Source organism: Blastococcus sp. SYSU DS0617, from assembly GCF_054051075.1.
Window position 1 is genome coordinate 146,642 of record NZ_JBJHAO010000001.1, and the last position, 21,745, is coordinate 168,386.

Consider the following 21,745-nt stretch of genomic DNA (forward strand, 5'->3'; position numbering starts at 1 on the left):
CGCACCCGAGCCGGGTCAGCGGCGTGAGTCTGACATCACCGTGCGCGACGACTGGCGGAGCACCTCCCAGGAGACCCGGCCGAAGGCCTCCGTCGGCGTCCGGACCCGTTCTCCCGGCTGCGCACCCAGCGCTACGGTCCACCCACCGGTACCAGCCGGTCCGGTCCGGAAGCGGTCGGTGCCCGGCTGGCTGCGCCCGACGGGGGCATGATGAGCGTGAGCGGACACCGCCAGGAACCTGTGTCATGGAGCGCTTGGCCGGACGACGCTCCACCTCCGGCCGCTCCACCTCCCTCGCTGGCGCAGGCGGAAGTCCCATACCCGGCCGTCGCGGCGCCCGTCGTCCCGCCTCCGCCCGCAGGTCCTCCGCCCGTCCCAGTCGCGCCCAGCCTCCGGCCGGCGCGGACGAAGCAACCCACGGTCGAAGCTGACTCCCGGGCCGAGACAGTCGTGGAGACGCCGGCGGCGAAGCCGCTGGCGAGCGCGCAGGAACGCAGCTCCGCATCGAGATGGACCCAGACCAGTGCTGAACGGCGGCCGACCGTCGGAGCTGCCGCGCTCGCGACTGCCTCGCCACGGCCGGTGCCCGAGGAAACCCGGATCGCTACGTCGGCGGCCGCCGGCGGACCCGCGAGCGGAGGGGGCGTCACTCGCCGAGTCCTGGTCGGAGTCGCCACCCTCTGCCTGTTGGCGGGCGGAGGGGCAGCGGCCCTCGTCACCTCCACCTCCGGTGGCGACACGACCCGCGGTGACACGGCCGACGGCGAAACGGCCCCTGGTGACACGGCCGGCGGTGTCACCGCCGCTCCCATCGCGCCACCGACCGACGGTGTGGACGACGCCGAGCCGACGCGCGAGGCGGCCTCGGACGACGGCGTCCCAGAGGCGGGTCGTGCCGCGCCGAGCGCGCAGCCGACAGCCACGACGGCGCCCGGTGCGACCGAGGAGCAGGCGGTGCGGCAACTTGGGGCGCTGCGGTCGGCGGCGCTCCAGACCGTGGTGCTCGACGGCCGCTGGGTGGCGCAGGTCGCCTCGAAGAGCATCGGCATCACCGATCCGCTGCAGGTTGCCCAGAACGGCACCCACACCTTCTACGCGGTCGACATCCTGGCGGAGAGCGAGGCCGCGGTGCACGCCGCCGGCGCGTCGAAGGTTCTGGTGCTCACCTCCCTGGACTTCGGCAAGCGATCAGCCGCTGCAGACGGGCAGCCCTACTGGGTGACGCTCGTAGACGGCAACTTTGGAAGTGCGGGAGCCGTGAACGCGTGGTGCGCGCAGACCTACGCAATGCTGTCACCGGCGGAGTTGGCGAATGCGTGCGCGCCCAGAACTCTGTCCCCGTCTCATGACTGAGGGCACTCCCCCTCTCGTGAGGGCTTTGCGCAGCTCTGCGGAGCACGTCGCGGGCGGCGTGCAAATACATCTTCCAAACCGCCGGGTTCTAGAACTAGGTTGGCGCCCTCGTTCACGGGGGTGCATGTGAAGTGCCAGTCGTACCCGCTCGGCCGCGTTGCACGGCCGTGATGGCGGCCGCCCCATGGCGCCACCCGGTCACGCCGGGTCGACGCGGAGCCGGCATGACATGAGGGATCTGTGGCTCCGAGCCGCCAAGGCCTCCTGGTCGCTGAGCCGGTCGGCGGGTCAGGCCACGGAACGCAGCGTGGCGTCCTGGGCCGCCGGCCGCGGCGCGAGATCGGTCGCCCGTGGACGGATCGGCCCCTGGGATCCGGTCCCTCCGGCCGGGTCCACCGGCTACCTCGACTTCTCGGGTGCGGCACGACCCGGCGACGTCGACTGCCGAGACTGGTGGTTTCCCCTCGGCAGGTACGTCAAGCCCAAGAACCCGTGGGCGGCATCCGAGGAGATCGGCCTGTCGATGCGCCAGGCGAATCGGCACACCTTGGTGCTGGGACCGACGAGGGGTGGCAAGACCGCGGGCGTGATCGCACCCTGGATCGTCGCGGGCGCTCAGGCCGGTTACCAGGTGGTGACGGTGGACGTGAAGGGCGGCGGTGATCTGCTCGGCGAGGTTCGCGCCTACCGGGACGCGGTCGCGCCGGGGGAGAAGCACCGGCTGCTGTCGTGGGACTACCGGAACCCGGGAGCTTCCAAGCAGTGGAACTTCTTCGCCGAGCTGGACGACGAGGGAGCAGTCAACGCCGCGGCGGAGGCGCTGTGCGGCAGGGCTCGCGACAACGACCCGCACAAGAACTTCCACCTGCGGGACCTGAAGTGGATGCGCGGGCTGCTGGAGCTGGTCTACGACAGCAACCTGGATGTGGTTGTGCGCGACGTCCTCGTGCTGCTGGCGGACCCGACGGCGCTCCGAAACCTGATCGCCCGGCACCCGGCATCCCGCGGCGCCCAGCGACTTCGTGACCTCTGCCAGTTGTCCGACGACGAATTCGCCAAGGCGACACAGTTCCTCAGCACATACCTCGAGGTGCTCAACACCGACGGCTTCAACGCCGTAACCCGCCGATCGCAGTTGGACATGCGGACGCTGGCGACCGACGCGCCGGCGATCGTCCACGTCAACGCTCCGATCGTGGACAGGAGCCTGTCGGAGGCTGCCAGCGGGCTCTTCCTGTCCCAGCTGCTCCATCGGCGGATGTCGCGGTTCGGACAGGCGTCGGCGCCGATGCTGCTGGTGCTCGACGAGGCGCCCCGCCTGCAGGATCGTCTCGATCTCGGGAGTCTGCTGTCGCTCGCGGCGGGTGCGAACGTGTCGGTCCTGCTGGCTGCCCAGGACATCGACCAGTTCGACAAGGAGAAGCGGCAGGAGATCCTCGCGAACTGCGGCTCGCTCGTGTTGCTCGCGGGAGCCAACTCCAGCACGACCGACTACGTCATGTCCCGCCTCGGAACGAGGCTCCGCGGCAAGACGACGAGAGCCGACAGCCTCGACCACCAGGGCCGGTCGACCAGCTACACGCGTGACTCGGAGACCGTTCCCGTCCTCGACCACGCGGCGCTGAGACATCCCCCGGCCGGACGGTTCGGCGCCACGCTGCTCAATGACCAGATATCGCAACGACCGGTGTTGATCGATCTCACCAGGCCCGATCTGTCGTCCGACTGAATGTGGGGACCGAGACATGACGCTTGCCACGACTGCGCAGTGGTGCCGTTCCTGCGGCGCTCCGACCGTCGCTGACGCGACGTGCTCGTCGTGCGCGGTGCCTCTCGACGGTCCGGAGCTGGGGCCGCTGCGGGTGGGGCTGGTCTTCGAGCAGCGCAGGACCCTCCGCGCGACGCGACACGCCTTGTGCGTCGCCGACTCGGGCAGCGAGCTCCAGCTGCACTTCTCCGCCAAGGAGACCGTGACGGTGCCGGCGGCCGGTCAGTCCCCGTCCGAGCTCGTCCCCGTGGGGCTGTCGCCGGCGGGGCGTGTCCTGTACGCGACCCGGGTCGTGGCCGGACAGGTCCGGCAGGATTGGGATCCCGCCGCCATGCCGGCGCTGGTGGCCTTTCTGACCCAGGAGATGGGAGCTCGGCGGGCGCTCGCTGCGGAGGCGCTCGTCCAGCAGTGGGAGGACATCTTCCAGTGGATCGGACTCTCGCCGACCGAGAAGGACTGGCTCCGCGCGCATCACGCCGCCAGTACCGGGCAGTTGGAGGAACTGAGGCGGCACGCCGCCGCCCTGCCGGCGGGCGGTTACGCAGCAAAAGTCGCCCTGCTCAAGCCCTTCCTCCGGGAGATCGGTGAGCACCCTGATCCGTGGGTGCCCGTGCTCGAGGGCTGGGCGCAGGGCGGCGTCCCGGAAGCCGCGGAGGTCCGCGACCTCGTCGCGGGGTCGTGGGACGACGCGGTCCGGGCCGCAGGTTCGCTGTTCGACCGGGCGGGGCAGGAGGCCCGGGCCGACGCGTGGCGGTCGGCTGCGGAGGCGATCGCGGCCGAAGCGCCACAGCCTCCACCCGGCCCGGGCTTTCCGGCCTGGTCGGCGGCCACGCTGTACGTCCAGGGACGGGCCGGCACGGTGCTCGACACGGTGCCGGCTGACGTGGGAGTCCTGCCGATCCCGTTGCTCGACGACCTGGTCGACGCCGGAGCTTTCACCCGGGGCATCGACACGCGCGACATGCCCGGCCCGGTTGCTCTCCACCTGCTGGCCCGTGTGACACCGGACCGCCTGGACGACAACGCGCTGGCCCGCGTCGGGAACCAGGCGGAACGGGCCCGCAGGCGGTTCCTGACCCGTGACGGGAGCGGGCTGACCGCGCTGCCCGAGGGCCCGGACGTGCGGCACTACCAAGCGCTCCTGGACGTGGTGAACGGGACGGCGCCGGACGAGGAACGCCTGCGGCCGTCCGTCGTGCACGTGCTCGGACAGGCCGCCGAGAGCCGCGCCGCCTTGCGCAGCGGGGCGGCGAGCATGCCGCCGAGGGAGCTGCTCGACGACCCTACGGTCTGGCCGCTGTTCGCCGAGGAGGCCAAGGACGGCGCCATCTCGCTCGGCCAGGTCGATCGAGCGCAGTTCCCGGCCTTCGCCCAGTGGTGCGATCTGCAGCGCCTGGTCGGCCTCCTATGGGAGGCGAAGTGGGCCGAAGCCGAGCGCATCGGCTCAGCGCTCATCCCGGGTCTCGACGTCGAGCGCTACCAGGACGAGGCGCTGAACCTCACTGCCTTCGCCGTCCTCCAGCAGGGCAGGCCGCTGGAGGCGCTCGCCCTCCTCGAGCGAGCGCTGGACGGCACCTACACGGAGGCGCTGCTGGTAAACACCAGCCTGATCGCGGCCCTCGAGAAGCCTGCGACGGCAGCCAAGTACTTCGCCATGCTGGTCCGGCATGCGCCCACCCCGGAGCTCCGGCGTGCGGCGATCAACCGTGCGGTCGCGGTGTGGGACGCACTACCGGACGAGCTGACCTTCCCGGCGGAACTGTTGCAGCCGCTACGCGAGGTGCTCAGCGAGCCCTCGCCCGTCGGCGACTACCTGCGGCTGCTCCGGGTCGCGCGGTATGCCTCGTCGGACCTCGTCCTGTCGCTGCCCATGCCGAGCGACGAGCGCGCCGGGGTCCTCAGGACGCAGCAGGCGCGGGTGCGCTTCAGTGACGACCCGGACTACCTGCCGGCAGACCTGGCCCGGGCGTTCATCGCCGTCCACCGCGAGTACGGACGATCGGAGTGGTTTGACTCGGAGTGGGACGCCGTGGTGGAGGGCTTCCGGCGAGCCACCTTCGTCGACTTCGGCAAGGGATTCGGCAGCGCCACCTTCTTCGACACCGTCTTCGTGGAGGCACCGGGCCTGCTCACCGCCTTCCAGAAGCTGCTCCTCCTCCCGCAGGCCGGAGCCCACATGGCGGCGGCCTTCGCCGAAGGTACGGACAAGACCTGGCTCAACCCACAGGCCTTCGGAAAGTTCTTCTTCACCCCGTGCGAGGAACTCCTTGCGAGCAGGGCGACCCTCGAGCCGGACGCGTTCGAGTACCTCGCCGAGAACATGGGGAAGTGCCTGGGGATCGCCGCGCTGAGCATGGCCGGGGCAGCCCGGGACAGCTACGCCGACGACTACAACGCCCTGCTCGGTCGCGCCCGCTGGGACAACGAGAACCGCGGCCAGATCGTCCAGCTGATGCGCCAGACGCTGTCCAACTGTACGAGCCAGATCGAGCAGCTCGACCGGGTGATCGATCGCCTGCGGCGGCTGCCGCTGCCCACGGAACTTCGCAAGCCCACCCTCGAGGCCGTCGTCGAGGTCACGGAGGACTGGCGTTCCGAGGTCGTCCAGCTGCGGTCGCGGCTATGAGTCAGGGAGCTGGAACCGTTATGCGTAACCCCTACGTGCTGCTCGGCGTCCCCTTCGGGGCGAGCGGGGACACTGCTGCCGCGGCCTTCGCCCGCAGGGCGCGAGGACTCCGGCGCAAGCCGGGCGGGACCGAGCAGCTGCACCAACTCACCTGGGCTCTCAATCAGATCCAGGAGGTCCTCCGGCAGCCCGAGCTGGCACTCGAGATCTACCGGGTCCCGGCCGATCCCGGTGCGCTCGAACCGGACGGTGACGGTCTCCTCCGGCCGCCGCCCGAACGGATGCCTCGGCGCTCGTCGCCTGCCGGCGAATGGGAACAGCTCCTGCGCTCCGTGACCGAAGAAGTAGCCGTTGCCGCCCGCGTGGACGTCGCGCGCCACTCGGCACTGCCCGCCCGCTGACGATCCGAGGAAGAGATGCGCAGTTCCAGTAGAGAATTGGTAACCGCCCTGCAGGAGATGTCCGACCGGCTCCAGCAGCTCGAGCACGAGGCGGAGCTCATCAAGACCGTCCTCGTGGTCAAGGAGCCGGGCACCGTGCACGCCGCCAACGCCTACGAGGGGTTGCGCAAGCAGGTGATCGCCGCCACGGGGGAGCGGCGGACGCACCTGGCACAGCTGGCGGCGATGGCCGTCGCCGTGGCCCGCGCCGGCTCCGTCGACGACCTGCGTCCCCAGGTCCGCGAGTGGCTGCAGCAGGCGGGGGTCGTCGAGATATGGGCGGTGCCTGAGGGTGCGCCGGCGCAGGACCTCTTCGAGGACGTCGACGGCGGCAGCCTCGAGGGCGTCAGCGATCTGGAGGTCGGCGAACCCGCCTACATCGACGCCAACACCGGCGCGCTGCTGCGACTGGGGCGGGCACGAGCCGCCGTCCTCGATTCCCTGCCCGTCCACGACCGAGGAGCACACTGACATGGCGTTCGGCATCGACTTCGGCACGACGAACAGCGTCCTGGCCGTGACCAGCGGTGGGGACGTCGACACCGTCTCGCTGGACAGCCCGCCACAGGAATGGGCCGAACTCGGCTTCGACAAGGTGCTGCCCACGGTCATCGCAGACTCCGGTGGGGCGCTGGCCTTCGGCTGGAGGGCGAAACGGAGCTCCTCCAAGCTCGAGGCGGTCAAGCGACTGTTCGCCAGCGAGGACGAGGTGCGGATCGGCAACCGGACGCTGCAGGTAGAGGAAGCGGCCGGGGTCTTCTTCCGGGCCATCAAGGAGCGAGCGACCGAGGCCGGTCTCACGCTCGACCAGGCGGTCGTGACGATCCCGGCCAACAGCCGCGGGGTCGCCCGGTTCCGCACGAAGGTATCGGCGGGTCTGTCCGGCATCGAGGTCCTCGCCCTGATCAACGAGCCGACTGCGGCGGCCATGGCGTACGGACGGCGCATCGGCGACGGCGAACGCGTCCTCGTGTTCGACTGGGGCGGCGGGACCCTCGACGTGACGATCCTGCGCAGCGTTGGTGGCGTCTTCATGGAGGAGGCGTCGAAGGGGATCCAGCGCCTCGGGGGCATCGACATCGATTCCGCGTTCGCGGCAGCGATGCGGGCGAAGGTGCCGGCCGGTTCGTCGCTCGACCCGTTCGACCTGGAACGCGCGAAGGTACTGCTCTCCACTCGGGAGAGCGTGGTGGTCCCCCTGGCCGGCGGGGGAACGCTCGAGGTCACGCGCGGAGAGCTGGAGGACGCCATCCGCCCGTTGATCGTCCGGACGGCGGCGCCGATCAACACCTGCCTGGCCGACATCGGTGGGGCGAGCATCCACCACCTCGTGCTGGTGGGCGGTTCCTCGAAGATCCCGGTCGTCCAGCGGTACGTGCGCGAGATGCTCCGGCTGGACCCCATGACGGGCGTGGACCCGATGACCGCGGTCGCCGAGGGAGCCGCGCTCGCTGCCGGCATCTTGAACGGGGAGATCGACGACTTCGATTTCTTCGTGGGAACCGAGCACGCCCTCGGCACCGTGGTGCACCGCGAGGGGAAGCCGCACTTCAGCACCCTCATCCCGCGCAACACCAAGCTGCCTGCATCGGCGACGGACTCGTTCTCCCCCGTCTTCGACGAGCAGGAGAGCGTGCTGATCAAGGTCATCGAGGGCGACCCGGACAAGGCCTTCGACCACGAGGACAACGTCGTCCTCAAGGAATGGGACGTCGCACTGCCGGACAAGCGCCCGGTGGCCGACGCCGGCTTCAGCATCGCCTTCGAATACGACGTCGACGGCATCCTCAACGTGCGGGCTGCGGACCTCAAGACCTCGACCGTCTTCCTGGACCAGCAGTTGGCGTTCGGAGCGGCTGTCGACAAGAAGTCGCTGGTGGAGATCCGCCGCCGGATCGACAGCACCGCCACCGTCGGGCACGAAGAGGGCCCAGGTGAGGGATCCGTGCCCGCACCACGCACCGGCGGGCTGTCCCTGGAGAGCCGGGCCAGCGTCCGCAAGGCCAAGGAGAAGATCTATCCCTTCGTCGACGACGACGTCCAGCAGGAGTTGGACGAGCTGATCGACCGCCTGCTCGCCGCTCCGGCTGCCGAGGAGGCGGCCGCCCGGGATGCCTTGGACCGGACGATCCGCCAGCACGCCTACCTGCTCTGACCGTCGATAGAAGGAGAAGCCGCCATGAGCGAGCAACTGGTCCTGCCGTTCTACGTCCTCGCTGACGTCTCGTACTCGATGACCCAGAAGCCGGCCGGCGGGGACGGGGAGAGTCCGCTGGACTCGCTCAACAAGACCGTCGAGGCCGTCAAGGATGCCCTCGACGAGAACCCGATCCTCGGCGACAAGATCCGGTTCTCGCTGGTGGACTTCAGCGACGACGCGCGCACCCAGATCCCGCTCTGCGACCTGATGAAGATCCCCAACGGATCCATCCCGGTGCTGACGGCGCGCGGCGGCACCTCGTTCGTCGCCGCCTTCGCGGCCATCCGCCAGCAGATCGACTCCGACATCCGTCAGCTGAAGGCGGACAACCACAAGGTGCACCGGCCGGCGGTCTTCTTCTTGACCGACGGCGAACCGACGGATTCGGACGCTGACTGGCAGCAGGCCTTCTCCGAGCTGACGTCATCGTCCTTCCGTGGCCGCCCGAACGTGATCCCCTTCGGTGTCGGCGACGCGAAGAAGGTGGTCTTGGACCAGCTCGTCTACCCCGCAGGGAAGATGCGGGCCTTCATCGCCAAGGACGGCGTGCTGCCCTCCGACGCGATCCGCTCGATGGCCGAGGTGCTCATCAGCAGCGTGATCGCTTCGGCGAACTCCATCTCCACCGACGGCGAGACCGGAGGGTTCGTCCTCCCGGACGACGATGAGGACGACGTGTGGCTGTAGCCGCCGCCGACCTGTCGCCGGTGCAGGAGTCCGACCTGGGCAGTCGGACCGAGATCGGCTCGGGCGGCATGGCTCGGGTCTACGCAGTGCCCGACTTCATCCTCCCCGAGCTGCCCGGCGGTTTGTTCGTCTACAAGAAGTACCGCGGCAAGATCCGGCCGATCCCCGCCTACGGGCTCAGCTCGCTGGTACGGCTCAACGGAGGGCTGGACCCTGCCCAACGGGAGAAGTTCGACCGCTCGTTCAACTGGCCGGTGCGGGTGGTGCTGGACGCACACGACGGCGCCGCCGGCGTCATCCTGCCGCTGCTCCCCGAACCGTTCTTCCTCACGCTCCGCCTGGGCAGCGGAGCCCGCAAGAGGAAGCCGGCCGAGGCGCAGTTCCTGTTCAAGGATTCCGCGTACTGCGCACGGGTGGGCATCCCCTTCCCGGACGAGCAGCAGCGGCGAGCGCTCTGCCGATCCCTGGCCTACGCACTCGGGCTCCTGGATCGGGCCGACGTCGTGTACGGGGACCTCTCGGCGCGAAACTTCCTCTTCCGGCTCCAGCCGCGGCCGGCGGTCATGCTCGTGGACTGCGATGCCGTCCGTCCCCATGGAGGGGCGTCGGCGCTCGGGCACCAGCCGCACTCGCCCGACTGGGAACCCCCGGAGGCGCTGAGGGCACGGCGGCGCAGGGACTCGGCCGGCTACAGCGTGCAGAACAAGGAGACCGACCGGTACAAGCTCGGTCTGGCGATCCTGCGGATCCTCACGCCCGGCGACGGCTGTTCGACCAACACCGATCCCGCGGCGGCGCGGCCGCACCTGCCGCTCAACCTCTACACCTTGCTGGTTCGAAGCCTCAGCGACGATCCCTCGGCGCGTCCGGCGGCTCGGGACTGGTATCGGGAGTTCACGCGATGACCGAGCACAGCCCGTCCGCGACCGACGAGGACACCGCGACGCCGGCACCGAACCCGGTGACGGCGCCCCTGCCGACGGCCTCCGCGCCGCCGCTGGAGGCAGCCGAGCCGGATCGGGCGGAGGTGCCGGACCAGGACAACGGTGCGCCTGTCCCCGCGGGGCAGCCCGAGGCGGCGGACGCGCAGCCGGCGCCGGGGGAACCGCCGGTCCAGCCTCTGCCGGCGCGCGCGGTGACAGCGTTCCCCCCGCTGTCGGACGTGACGCGCATCGGCGATGCCGGCCGGCAGGAGGAGGTCGTCCCGGTCCACGGGCCGTTGTCCATCGGTGTCTCGGACACCGAGCTGGACTTCTTCACCGCCGATCCCTTCGAGGTCCGGGCCTGCGCCACGCGCGGGGCGAGCCATCGGCACGCAGGCACGCCGCGACAGGACGCGTTCTGCGTCGCACAGGACGACAAATGGCTCGCGGTCTGCGTGGCCGACGGTGTCTCGGAGGGCCGGCACTCGCAGGTCGCTGCCGAGACGGCGGCGCGCGCCGCCTGCAAGCTCGCTCTCGACGGGGCAGGGGACCTGGAGTCCCTGGACTGGACGGCACTGGCCAACCGGGTGTCCCGGCGGATCCTCGACGAGGCCCGGTACCGGCGTCTCGTCGACCTCAGCACCACGGACGACCCGGCGGAGCAGATCCGCGTCGTGCGGCGGGCCATGTCGACGACAGCGGTGGTGGCGCTGGTCGCGCGTCGCCCAGGGCCCGACGGCGGCTTCCCCTACGTGGTGGCGGTGCTGGCCGGCGACTCCGGTGCCTACATCCTGCGGAACGGGCGCTTCGCGGTCGTGGCCGGTGGCAAGGACCCCGGCGCGTCCGGGGTCGCAGACGGCGCGGTGCACCCCCTGCCGGGCCCGTCGAGCCCGGGAGTCGTGAGGTCAGCACTCGATCCGGACGAGGTGCTGCTGCTGACCAGCGACGGGGTGGGCGACCCCATCGGCGACGGCACAGGTGAGGTGGGGACCGAGCTCGCGCGCCGGTGGCAGGAGCCACCGACCGCCGTGCAGCTGTTCGCGGACGTCAACTTCCTCCGCCGCAGCTACGACGACGACCGCACGGTCGTCGGTGTGTGGGTGCTGCCGGAGGAGGACGCGCGATGAGCGAGCAGCCGGCCTGGCGGAGGAAGCTGGGGCGCCTCAGTGCGGCGGTGCAGGTGCCCTTCGCGCTCTTCGGAGCGACACAGGGGCCACCGCCCCAGCAGGCGGGTCTGCCGCCCAACCCGCCCGGAGTCGTGCGGCGGACCGACGTAGCCCCGAGGACGAGCGTGCCGCAACAGGTCGAGGAGCTCAGCTCGCACGACCGGCGCCTGAAGAAGGAGCTCCGGGAGAGGGCGATGGCCGACGCGGTGCGGCAGCAGACGACGTCTCAGCGGGCGGATCCGGGCAGGGGTGCCGATCACGGGGAGAAGCGGAGGCAACGGGCCGCAGAGACATCGGCAGGCGCGGTGCCCGCTCCGGCCCGGCGCACCGACCGGGAGCGGAAGCGCAGCGACCGGACACGCTGACTCGTCTGGAGCCGTGAGCCACTGGTGTCCTGGCCGGCGCCGCCTCTTCGGCGGGACCGGCGCCGGAGAGAACGGAGATGCGGATGACTACCGATGAACCGCGCCCCACCCCGGGCGCTCCCGTCGCCTGGGCGGCATGGCCGGGGAGCGATCTGCCGCCCGCCGAGGGCGGCCCCGGAACGGCTGCAGGCAGAGCCGGTGGCGTAGGAAGTGCCCTGCCGACCCGCGGACCCTCCGAGCCCACGGGGCAGGTGGGGTCGGTGTCTCCGCCCTCCACCGCCTCCGCAGCGGTGCCGTCCTCCGCTGCCGCAGCACCGCCAGCGCCGCTCACCACGCGCACCACGTCGGACGACCGGCCGCCGACGCACACGACCACGTCCCACGGCCAACCGGCGTACGCCTCCGCGAGGCCGGCAGCCGGTGTGCGCACGCCCGGCAGTCAACCGACCGGCGTGCCCGGCTCCGCCCGCGCCAGGGCCTCGGCTGCGCCGGGGGCTGGGAACGCAACCGCCCAGGCGGGGCCTCCCGACCCTTCCGGCCCGCCTCGCGCCGGCAGGCGAGCGGCCAGGTGGACGGCCATCGCCGCCCTGGTGGTGGTTGCCGTAGTTGCAGGCTTCATCATCCTCGGCGACTGGTCCGGGGAGGAGACCTCTCCCGCCGCCGACAGCACCCGGGGGCCGTCGAGCAACTCACCGGAGCGGGCCACCGACACGCGGGCGCCGGCGGACGAGAGCCAGGCGGTTCGTCCGACGACCGCAGCACCTGCGCCGAGCGGCCGCACCGCGTCAGCGACGCCCGCGGGAAGCCTCGACGTCGGGGTGCCCATGACACTGCCGGAGTGCGATGGCTCGTGGGTCGTCTTCCTGGGCGCGGCGACAGAGCCCGCCGCCTACGCCGCCGACGTCCGCACGCTGCTGAATAGCCGGCCGGACGCCAAGTACCTGCTGACTCGCGGATCCTGCACCTCGATGCGTCCGGCGCTTTCCGACGGCACCCTGATCTACAGCGTGTGGATCGGCCCGTACCCTGACCAGGCGACGGCCTGCGCGGCACGGGCCGTGGTCGGTGGCGGGGCCTACGTCAAGCGGATGGACAACACGACGCCGCCTGAGCAGCTGTGGCAGTGCTGATGCGCCGACCTCCGACCAGGGGTGGGAGGCCATGAGCGGCGCGAGCAGGCGGACGTTTCTGCGCGCGGTGTCGGCCGCCGCTCTCACCGTTCCGCTGGCCACTGCCCTCCCGCGGCCGGCGGGGGCGGCGCCGGGGCTGGTCGGTGTCGACGTGCGACCTCGGTCGGCATGGGCGGAGGGCTTGCCGGCGCCGCAGGGTCTGCCGCGGGAGCAGCCCGGTGACGTGCGCTTCCTCATCGTGCACCACTCGGCCTCGCCGAACGGCTATGCGTCCGAGGGGGTGCCGCGCGTGCTGCGCGGCTTCCACGCGTTCCACACCGGACCGGAGAAGGGCTGGCCCGACGTCGCCTACAACTTCTTCGTCGACCGGTTCGGCGTTGTGTGGGAGGGTCGGGCGGGAAGCCTGGACGGGCCGGTGCTGCCTGACGCCACTGGCGGCAGCCAGGGCTTCTCGCAGATCGCGTGCTTCATCGGGGACCACTCCACCGAGGCGCCGACCCCCGAGGCGCAGCGCTCCATGACACTGCTGCTCGCAGCGCTCGCCGGGCGCTACGGCATCGATCCGCGGCCGGGAGCGACCGCCGGCTTCGTCTCCCGGGGGTCGAACAAGTGGCCCGCCGGCGCGCCGGTGACGGCGGCGACGATCTCGGGGCACCGGGACATGTCCCTGACCTCGTGCCCGGGCGATGCGGCCTACCCCCTGGTGCGCGACATCTTCCCGGCCGAGGTGGTCGCGGTGCTCGCCGCGCGCGCAGCGGCTCCTGCGCCCGCAGAGGCGCCTCCGGCATCACCGCCCGCCGAGCCGCAGGGAGCCGCGCCGACGGCAATCGCGCCGACCGCCACCTCGCCGGCCGTGGAGGCAAGCAGCGCCGAGGACGACGGCGGGCTGGACCCGACTACCGTCGCGCTGGCCGGCGCAGGAGCGATGGCCGCGGTGGTCACCACAGTCACCATCCTCCAGCTTCGCGGGCGGAACGACGAAGGGCCCGCAGGCGTGGGGGACAGGCCTCCCGGCGCTCAACTGTGACGGTGGCCCTGGTGCTCCGTCACGCGCTGAGCGGGGCGGTGGCGGGGCGACTGGGATGCGTGGGGCGACACAACGACGACGAGGAGCACGGTCACCGTCGCGCTCGCCTCGGTGCCCCCGCCCTCGGGGGCGACGCCGTCCGCGGACCTCGCCTTCACCGAGATCCGCTGCACCGGCACGCCCGACGCGGCGGCGAGGTTCTCGCGCATCGCCTGGACGTGCGGCCGCAACCCCGTCGTCCCGAGGGTCACGAATCCGTCGATGTTGACCACGTCGTAGCCGTTCCGGGCGGACGTGGGCCATGAACGCGGTAACGAAGTCCAGGCTCCGCGCGTCCTCGGCGTCGGGGTCGTCCTCGGGGAAGTGGGTGCCGAGGTCACCCTCGGCCATGGCGCCGGCCAGGGCATCGATGAGCGCGTAGCAGAGGACGTCGCCGTCGCTGTGGGTGTCGAAGCCGGCGACGGCGCCCGGCACGGGAACGCCGCCCACGACGAAGGGGCGCCCGGGTTGGAGCCGGTGGATGTCGTGCCCGTGCCCGTGCCCGATGCGCAGGGGCCGCCACGACCGTGGACCCCGAGCGGCAGCGGACCGTCGTCGGCCTCGCGGCCGGCCGGGTCGCGATCGGTGTCGACTGGCGGCTCGCGGATCACGCGCCCGACCGCAGCTGGCCCCTGCTCCGACTGCACGGGGGGCCGCTGCCGCACCGCTGAGGTCCGTCCACGTCCGGTTCAAGACCCGTGCTGTTCCAGCCGATATCCCCGACACGGGTCCGGCGGAGGCCCGCACCGAGAGGGACGGGTTCGACGTGACGACGACGGCTGCGCACACCGAGGCGACATCGGGGTGGGTGACGCCGGCGGAGCTGTCGGCGCGGTTCGCGGACCGGCTGTCCGCCGGCACCCTCGGTCACGACGACCTCAAAGAGCACTTCCGCTCCCTCGACGCCCTCGCCCTGGCCGGCGCCGCGCAGGGCGACTGCATCGCCGCGCTGGACGCCATGATCGACGCTGCGCGGAAGGCCGACCGTCTGGGTCGCGGCCTGCTCGTGATCGGCGCCAACGTGCGAGCGGTGTTCGGGGACGTCGACGGCGCCGTGCGCCTGATGGTCACCGCCCGCCAGCTGCGGCCGGAAGGCTTCACGGGCAGCCATCCGCAGGCCGCCATCCGCCGTCTGACCACGTTCGGGACCGACGTCGTCTCCCGCTTCCTCACCGAGCTGCGGAGCGCGGGCGTGCCGGTCGAGCCGGAACGGCAGGGGCTCGAGGGCGTGCAGACCACCGCGGAGATCACCGCCGCCATCGACGAGCTCGAGCAGGACGGCGGCTTCCGCGACGTCGTGGCCGCCGGGCGCGCGTTCGCGGCGCTTCGCGCGGCCTCCGGGCGCACCGCGGAGCACGCGGTCCGTCTGTTCCGGCTGGCCGTCCAGACCGTCGAGCTCACGCCGCGGACCCTCAACGACGCGCTGCTCGTGCTGTCCGAACTCGGCGCCGCCGACGACAGCGCGATGCTGCTGGACGAGGCGCGGGCCGCCGGGGTCGAACCCGCCGCCCTGCACCGGGTCACCCACCTGACCGCGCTGAACAACGCGCTGCGCTACGAGGAGTCGCTGGCTGCGTATCAGGCGTACCTGGCCGAGGGGCACCCGGCCAACGCGCGTGCCCGGCGCGCGCAGCTCACCGCGCTGTGCTGGGCCGAACGCCCCGGCGAGGCGCGAGCCGCGCTCCGGGACTGGGCCGAGGCCGTCCGGGCCGGGACGGTCGAGGATCCCGCCGCCTCGCTGCTCACCACCGTGCTGAACGGACTGGTCCACGACGACACCGGCGACATGGTCGACGTCGTCGAGCACACGGCGGACGTCTTCGACTGGAACGACCACCACCGCCAGCTGGTCACCAGCGCCACCCGCCGGTCGCGCTCCCTCGCCGACCACGCCCGCGCCCTGGCCGCCTTCAGCCGGCTGCGCCGGGCCACGCAGTCCGAGCTGGAGGCGCTGGTCAAGCTGGCCTCCGACCGGCACGGCGACGACGTGATCGATGCCCTGTCGCGGGTCTGTGCCGCCGACCCCTCGGCCGGCGTCGTGCTCGGGCTCCCGCTCGCCACCGCCCAGCTCGAGCGGGGGGACCTGGCCGGCGCGGAGGAGACCGCCCGCAGCACCGGCGCACCGGAGGCCGCGGAAGCTGTCGCCTTCGCGTACCTGGCCGCGGGCGACATGGACGGCGCACTGCGGACCGCCCGGCTGTTCGAGCCGGAGGGCGGCTCCGCCCCGGACGGCGGACCGCGAGCGGTTCCCCTGCCGCACCCCCCGGCGCTGATCGGCAAGATGGTGCGGGTCCTCGCCATCAAGCGGGGCACCGAGGCGGCCGAGGAGTGGCTCGCCGGATACGCGGAGGAGTGCTGGCCCGCGGCGGCCTGGGAGGGTCTTGCCGCGGCGTACCGCCGCGGCAAGGGCAACGTCTCGGCGATCGAGGGCGTGATGCGCCGCATGCGTCAGGCGGGCACGCGGCCCACCGGTGACGTGTGGGCGCAGCTGCTGTACGCCCTGCCGCGCGCCAAGCGCACCGCCCGGGTGCGGGACGCGCTCCGCGCGATGAAGTACGACCGGGCGCAGCCGACGGCGGCCTTCTTCACCGCCGCGATCGTCGGCGCCCTCCAGCCGGCGAAGGTCCGGGTCCCGAACGGCGCGAGCGCCGAGGCGGCAGCGTGGGAGAACGCCCGGACCGCCATCGCGGAGGGCGAGGCGGTGCTGGCCCAGGCGCTCGACGCGCTGACGCCACCCGACGGGAGCGGTCATCTGCCGGAGCGGTGGTTCAGCCCGGCCCAGCTGCTGGAGATCGCCCGCGCCTATCCGCTGACCCGGCGGCCCTACGCCCAGGTGGACGCCGCCGTCGAGGTGCGGCTGGCCGAGGAGAACGAGCCCGAGGAGCAGTTCGGCGCCTTCCTCGGCGCGCTGGCCGCCGCGCACGCCCGGGCCGAGCTGACCGCGGGGATCGCCCGGTTGCGCGCGATCGCCGAGCGCGTCGGCGTGGCGGACCGCCCGGAGCTGGCCGAGGCGCTGCTGGACTCCCTGACCGGGGACCCGGACGAGACCGTCCGCGCGGTCCAGGCGGAGTGCCAGCGGGGGCTGCTCGCCTCGGACCTGGTCGCCGACGCAGCAGGCCGGGCGCTGGCCCGGACCGGGGACGCCGCGCCCGTCGAGCGGGTGCTGGACGAAGCCGAGCCGCCCCTGCCGGAGGAGCAGGCGGAGCGGCTGGTCAGTGTCGCCGTCCTGGCCTTCGACGACGCCGGACAGCGCGAGGACGCCCGCCGGCTCCGCGTCGCCGCCCAGAGCCGCGGGCTGGACCTGAGCCCCACCGCGCTGGGCGTGCTGCTCGCCACCGACCGGCCGACGGTCCCGGTCGTCGAGGACCTCGGCCCGGTCTGGACCACTGCGCAGCTGGCCGCCTACAACGGCCTGCTCCACCACGAGATCGCCAACCAGCTGCAGATCAACCGGTCCCGCACGAGGCTCCTCGGCACCGCGCTCGGCCACCTCCGCGCGAACCTGCCGCCCGAGGTCGCCGCCGAGAACGCCCGGTACCTGGAGGCCCTCGAGCGGGTGGAACGGGCTCTGCACGAGAACCAGGACGAGCAGCAGCGCACGATCGACAAGATCGTCGCCGCCGCCGACCAGGAGCGGACGTCGGCGGGGACCGTGCCGGTGCTCGACTCCATGACGGTGGTCGCGCAGCAGATGGCGAGCGTTGCCGAGGAGGCGCACACCACCATCCAGGTGGTCAACCGGGACGAGTGCGCGCGGCTGCACGTGCGCGGGCACGCGACGCTCCTGCAGTTCGCGCTGCACAACCTGATCTCGAACGGGATCAAGGCGCACGGCCGGTTCAAGGACGACGTCCGCCGCGACATCGAGCTCATGGCCACCTTCGCCGAGTCCACCCGCGAGGACCTGGCCGTGGCGCCCTACGGCTGGGTGATCGTCTCGGTGCGCGACCACGGGGACGGCGTCCCCGACGACCTGCCCGACAACGTGGCGAACTGGTCGATGCCCGGTCAGCCCGGCCTCGGTGCCGGCATCGGCCTGAGCCGCACCGAGAACATGATCCGCCTCTCGGGCGGCCAGCTCTGGGTCGACCAGTCGGTCACCGAGGGCAGCCGCTTCTCCTTCCGCCTCCCCTCCGCCGCGCGCCGCCAGACGCGGGGCGCTCAGACCACTCCCCGAGAGGACTCCTCACATGCCTGACCGTCTCCCCGTCGTCGTCGTCGACGACAACCTCGCCCAGCTCGCCGCCGCCGTGGAGGAGCTCGACATGGACGGCTGGGTCGTCCGCGGCATCGCCGACCTCGACGACGCCGCCCGCGCTCTGGTGGACCACACCGACCCGTTCGTGCTGATCCTCGACCACGACTTCGAGCGGCCCGACGGCCAGACCGGCCTCCACCTGACCCGCCTGCTGCGGTCGGCCCACCCGTGGGGCGCGGTGCTGCCGATCTGCTACTGGAGCGGCCGCATCGACGGCCCGGGGTTCCTCACGGTGCTGCGTGACGGCCAGATGTTCGCGCCCAGCTCCTACATCCAGAAGGGCAGCGTGGAGGTCATCGAGGTGGCCCGGCAGGCCGACCAGGCGTTCGCGCGCTTCAAGGAGACCTTCGAGCAGCAGGCCCTGCGCCGCGCCGTGCTCGGCCTCGACGAGACGCTGCCCGTCGACCTGTACGACGACGCCGACCAGGGGCTCGAGTACGGGGCGGACCGGTGACCGCCGACCTGCTGGCCTCGCCGGTCACCCGGCGCAAGGCGGTGCTGGACACCTGCACCGTGTTCGAGGGCAAGGACTGGCGCGACAGGTTCCAGGGGAGGGTGCGGGACTGGCTGGGAGCCGACGGCATCTCCGTGCTGCCGGCGCGGGTCATCGCGGAGATCGCGCACGTCGCGACGAAGTCGCTGCTCTCCGGCGCGTCCGGCGCGAAGCGGCTGGAAGTCCAGCGCCGGGCCGCCCTGGCGCTCAAGGACCCCGAGGCGCTCATCGGGATCGGCGAGGTGCGGCGAGCGGTGCTCCGCCCCACCGACGTGGCGCAGCTGTGCCGGGACAGCGCGGATCGCGGGCTCGTGACCCAGGAGCTGTACACGGACTACAACACGAAGAAGGAGCGGTGGGTCACCGTGCCCGGCGACGCCGACTTCGAGATCGCGCACACCGTGCGGGTGCTGACCGGCGCCGACCACCAGGCCGTCCTCGTCACCGCGGACCGGGACCTGAAGAAGGCGTCCGGCCGGCTGGGCGTCGCGCTGCTCGGTGCGCCCGTGCCCCCGCCGCGGACCCCGTCGCCCGCGGCCGGTGCTCCGCGCGCCGGGGCGCCGCTGCCGCGACCGGGCACCGGCACGCTCCACCTGCTCGGGCTGGAGGTCGCCGTGCAGCTGCTCAAGGGTGACCTGCCGCGGCTGGGTGGCCGCGGCGACACCGTCGTCGTCCTCTCCTCGACGCTCGTCCGGGCGGCGCAGCGCGCGGCCCTGAGCGCGCGCGACGAGGACGGCGTGGCCGCGGTGCAGGAGCGTCTGGCCGGCCTGCTCGACTCCGGATCCGCCGGCGAGGGACAGCTCCCGGTGGCCGTGCTCCCCACGGTGTGGCCGATCTACCGCACCGTCGCGGAGCGGGTCACCGAACTCCGGTTCGCCCGTGAGCAGGGGGACAAGGCGTGGGACATGCACTCGCTGCTGGTGCTCGCGACCGCCGAGGTGCTCTGCGGCGTCCAGCACCGGGTGCGCCTGGTCGACTGCGGGTCCGCGCATCGGACGTCCCGGGTGATCGCCGGCGCGAAGGCCTGGCAGGAGGCGGGTGCGCTGCTCGGGCTCGTCGGTGCCGCTGAGTACCGCGTCCACCGCGGTGACCTGGTGGAGGTCGAGCTCCCGGCGACCCGTGGCCCGGACATGGCCGAGCTGCTGCGCCAGTGCGCTCCGATGCCCTGATGTTCGGCCCGTTCCGCGCCGGGGCGCCGCGCGAGTGCTACTGCGGCGCCCCGGCGGACGAGGACTTCCTGGGCATGCCGCGGTGCGCGCGCTGCGCCGCGGACGACCCGGTGGAGGAGCCGGCGGACCTGGCGCGGCACGTGCGCCCGGTGTTCGGGGTGCTGCGGGCAGCCGGGGTCCCCCTGAACGGCCGGATCGGGGTCGAGCTGGTCTCGCGCGAGTACTACGGGCCGGTCCTCGAGGGCTCCGGACCGCTCGCGCTGGGCCGCATCGAGGAGGCCGGTGCGAACCTCACGATCACGATCGTCGCCGGCTTCCCGGATGCGCTCTTCCGGCGGGTCCTTTCCCACCACGTCGGGCGCGCCGTCCTGCTGGGCCACGAGGTCGCGGACGCGCCGTCGTGGATCGCCGACGGTGTGGGCGAGCACGTCGCGCACCTGTACCTCGGCCGCCCCGATGCGTCTCCCGCCGAGCGGCTGCTGGACGCCGAGGTCGGGAAGAGCACGTCGACGCGCTCCCTCGACCCGCTCCGCATCCGCATCGTGGTGGACGCGATCGAGAGGGAGGGCCTCCTGCCCGTCCTGGACGCCCTGCGCGCCGGGCAGCCGGCGTCCGTCGGGCTGGCCTGACCGGCGTGGGCACCTACGACACGCTGCACGACGGGCGCCGTCTCGAGCAGCTCAAGCTGTGGGGCAAGGCGCTGCGGCACCTGCACGTGGGCGACGCCGTGGGGCTGCCCCGCGGTGGCCTCGCTCCGGACGGCACGTACACGGTCGTCATGCGCACCGGCGGCTTCGTGCACGTGGTGGACGGCGTGGTGGACGGGTGGCGGGACGAACCCGGGGCCGGGCCGCAGCTGACGACCCGGGGCTACCGGTACCGCCCCGAGGACTGGCCTGGGGGGCCGTTCGGCGCCTGGTACCTCGACTCGGACGCTCCGCGGGACCGTCGGCTGCCCGCCGTCGAGGAGGACTGCCCGCGGGCCGTTCGCCCGGCCCTGCGGGTGGCCGGAACCGCGGAGGACGCTCAGGAACTGGCCCGGGTCGCCGCGATGCACGAGGTCGCGCACCTGCTCGCCGGTGGTGCGGGCGAGACCGACCGGCTGCGGGCAGCCGCTGCCTTCCTCGCGCAGGGCGGCGGCTACCGGGCCGTGGTCTGCGAGGCGGTGGCCCGGCTGCTGGGCGTGGAGGAGGACCCGGCGGTGGCCGGAGCGCGGCTCGTGCGGCTGGCGACGGCCGCGACGACGGACGCCGAGCTGCTCAACACCGTGGCATTGGTGACGCGGTACGCCACGGCGCTGCCCGCACCGGCGGTCGCCGCCTGCCTCGGGGCACTGGCGGCTGCCCTGCCCTCCGACGAGGAGCCCGAGGAGGCGCCGCGGCCGGCGACGCACCCGGCGTTCCGGCGCCGCCGCGCCCGGATCGGCGCGGACGACGACGTCCTCCGGCGGGTGATGCGCTACGGCGACCTGGACTTCCAGGGGGCCGCGGAGGCCGGTGCCGCCCGGCACGGGGCAGCGGCCCTGCCGGCGGTGCCCCTGCGGTTCTGGGGTCGCGACGTCGTGGTGCCCGAGCTGGCCGTGCCGCTGGCCGAATCAGTGGCCGGACGGGTGCTCACCCACCGGGAGGCGGACCTGTTGCTGGACGCGTTGCTGACGGTGCCCGGCACGCTCGCCGAGCTGACCCCGGCCGTGCTGGCGGAGGCCTTGATCCGGGCCGACGCCGGCTGACGAGCGACCGCACTCCGCTGAGCAGATCGGTCGCGTTCGGCGCCGCCGGTCGGGCGCTGCGGTGCGGAGCCTTCGCTCGCTCCCCGCAGGTCCCGGGGAGGAGGGGACCTCCGGCGGTCGACAGGGCGTGGCTCTCTAGCCGGCGAGGTGGGAGAGTGCATCGCGGGTCGCGTCCGGCGGCCGGCACGGCTGATCGGAGAGCGTCCCGTGGAGTCCACGCCATCCCGCCGCAACCCAGAGACCCGCCCCGAGTTCGAGCCCCAGCCGGCGGACACGCCTCGGAACCCGGTCAGCGACCGGACGCAGCGCGCCCTCGGTCGTGCCGCGATGTCGCGCACGGTCCAGGCCCCTTCCTCGGCGCGGTCCGAGCGG

At 72.7% G+C, this 21,745-nt stretch carries 17 protein-coding genes and 1 pseudogene; 16 read left to right on the forward strand and 2 right to left on the reverse strand.

What is annotated here, in order from left to right; translation table 11 throughout:
* Nucleotides 1-450: 450 nt before the first annotated feature.
* The 11 genes from ACI793_RS00715 (at nt 451) to ACI793_RS00765 (ending at nt 13,685) form a co-directional block, all read left to right on the forward strand.
* Nucleotides 451-1,353 (forward strand): hypothetical protein, encoded by a 903-nt coding sequence (locus ACI793_RS00715; RefSeq protein ID WP_456604450.1) that lies wholly within the window; start codon nt 451-453, stop codon nt 1,351-1,353.
* 229 nt (nt 1,354-1,582) lie between these two features.
* The gene (locus tag ACI793_RS00720) at nt 1,583-3,082 is read left to right on the forward strand and encodes a type IV secretory system conjugative DNA transfer family protein (protein ID WP_456604451.1); all 1,500 of its coding nucleotides are present in this window, start codon (nt 1,583-1,585) and stop codon (nt 3,080-3,082) included.
* A gap of 97 nt (nt 3,083-3,179) precedes the next feature.
* Complete coding sequence (locus ACI793_RS00725) at nt 3,180-5,747, forward strand: hypothetical protein (protein ID WP_456604452.1); 2,568 nt, start codon at nt 3,180-3,182, stop codon at nt 5,745-5,747.
* Nucleotides 5,748-5,767: 20 nt separating this feature from the next.
* Nucleotides 5,768-6,148: a hypothetical protein gene (locus ACI793_RS00730; protein ID WP_456604453.1), complete on the forward strand. Its 381-nt coding sequence runs from the start codon at nt 5,768-5,770 to the stop codon at nt 6,146-6,148.
* 15 nt (nt 6,149-6,163) lie between these two features.
* Nucleotides 6,164-6,658 (forward strand): hypothetical protein, encoded by a 495-nt coding sequence (locus ACI793_RS00735; RefSeq protein ID WP_456604454.1) that lies wholly within the window; start codon nt 6,164-6,166, stop codon nt 6,656-6,658.
* A 1-nt stretch (nt 6,659) separates the two neighbouring features.
* On the forward strand, nt 6,660-8,342 hold the full coding sequence (locus ACI793_RS00740) for an Hsp70 family protein (protein ID WP_456604455.1): 1,683 nt from the start codon (nt 6,660-6,662) through the stop codon (nt 8,340-8,342).
* Nucleotides 8,343-8,366: 24 nt separating this feature from the next.
* A complete protein-coding gene (locus tag ACI793_RS00745; protein ID WP_456604456.1) occupies nt 8,367-9,074 on the forward strand; it encodes a vWA domain-containing protein in 708 nt (235 codons plus the stop codon).
* On the forward strand, nt 9,065-9,979 hold the full coding sequence (locus tag ACI793_RS00750) for a hypothetical protein (protein WP_456604457.1): 915 nt from the start codon (nt 9,065-9,067) through the stop codon (nt 9,977-9,979). Before ACI793_RS00745 ends, ACI793_RS00750 begins: the two co-directional genes overlap by 10 nt.
* A complete protein-coding gene (locus tag ACI793_RS00755) occupies nt 9,976-11,124 on the forward strand; it encodes a protein phosphatase 2C domain-containing protein (RefSeq protein ID WP_456604458.1) in 1,149 nt (382 codons plus the stop codon). The genes ACI793_RS00750 and ACI793_RS00755 overlap by 4 nt, the downstream gene beginning before the upstream one ends.
* A 1,228-nt stretch (nt 11,125-12,352) precedes the next feature.
* Nucleotides 12,353-12,658 (forward strand): hypothetical protein, encoded by a 306-nt coding sequence (locus tag ACI793_RS00760; protein WP_456604459.1) that lies wholly within the window; start codon nt 12,353-12,355, stop codon nt 12,656-12,658.
* A 223-nt stretch (nt 12,659-12,881) separates the two neighbouring features.
* Nucleotides 12,882-13,685 (forward strand): peptidoglycan recognition protein family protein, encoded by an 804-nt coding sequence (locus ACI793_RS00765; protein ID WP_456604460.1) that lies wholly within the window; start codon nt 12,882-12,884, stop codon nt 13,683-13,685.
* On the opposite strand, the gene ACI793_RS00770 is transcribed toward ACI793_RS00765, so the two are convergent.
* Together ACI793_RS00770 and ACI793_RS00775 are read right to left on the reverse strand one after the other, a co-directional pair.
* Nucleotides 13,676-13,957, reverse strand: a complete 282-nt coding sequence (locus tag ACI793_RS00770) for a 2-C-methyl-D-erythritol 2,4-cyclodiphosphate synthase (protein ID WP_456604461.1) — start codon at nt 13,955-13,957, stop codon at nt 13,676-13,678. The two genes, ACI793_RS00765 and ACI793_RS00770, sit on opposite strands and share 10 nt — an antisense overlap.
* Nucleotides 13,958-13,973: 16 nt before the next feature.
* Nucleotides 13,974-14,585, reverse strand: a pseudogene (locus ACI793_RS00775) (2-C-methyl-D-erythritol 2,4-cyclodiphosphate synthase); the annotation flags it as partial.
* Between ACI793_RS00775 and ACI793_RS00780 the strand changes: the two are divergent.
* Genes ACI793_RS00780 through ACI793_RS00800 form a run of 5 tightly spaced genes read left to right on the forward strand, consistent with a single transcriptional unit; the run spans nt 14,491 to nt 21,373 of the window.
* A complete protein-coding gene (locus tag ACI793_RS00780; RefSeq protein WP_456604462.1) occupies nt 14,491-17,922 on the forward strand; it encodes an ATP-binding protein in 3,432 nt (1,143 codons plus the stop codon). The pseudogene ACI793_RS00775 and the gene ACI793_RS00780 overlap by 95 nt on opposite strands.
* Complete coding sequence (locus ACI793_RS00785; RefSeq protein ID WP_456604463.1) at nt 17,915-18,436, forward strand: hypothetical protein; 522 nt, start codon at nt 17,915-17,917, stop codon at nt 18,434-18,436. The genes ACI793_RS00780 and ACI793_RS00785 overlap by 8 nt, the downstream gene beginning before the upstream one ends.
* The gene (locus tag ACI793_RS00790) at nt 18,433-19,644 is read left to right on the forward strand and encodes a hypothetical protein (protein ID WP_456604464.1); all 1,212 of its coding nucleotides are present in this window, start codon (nt 18,433-18,435) and stop codon (nt 19,642-19,644) included. The genes ACI793_RS00785 and ACI793_RS00790 overlap by 4 nt, the downstream gene beginning before the upstream one ends.
* Nucleotides 19,644-20,273 carry a hypothetical protein gene (locus ACI793_RS00795; RefSeq protein WP_456604465.1) on the forward strand — a complete coding sequence of 210 codons (630 nt, stop codon included), beginning with the start codon at nt 19,644-19,646 and terminating at the stop codon, nt 20,271-20,273. The genes ACI793_RS00790 and ACI793_RS00795 overlap by 1 nt, the downstream gene beginning before the upstream one ends.
* 5 nt (nt 20,274-20,278) lie before the next feature.
* The gene (locus tag ACI793_RS00800; protein ID WP_456604466.1) at nt 20,279-21,373 is read left to right on the forward strand and encodes a hypothetical protein; all 1,095 of its coding nucleotides are present in this window, start codon (nt 20,279-20,281) and stop codon (nt 21,371-21,373) included.
* Nucleotides 21,374-21,745: the final 372 nt, after the last annotated feature.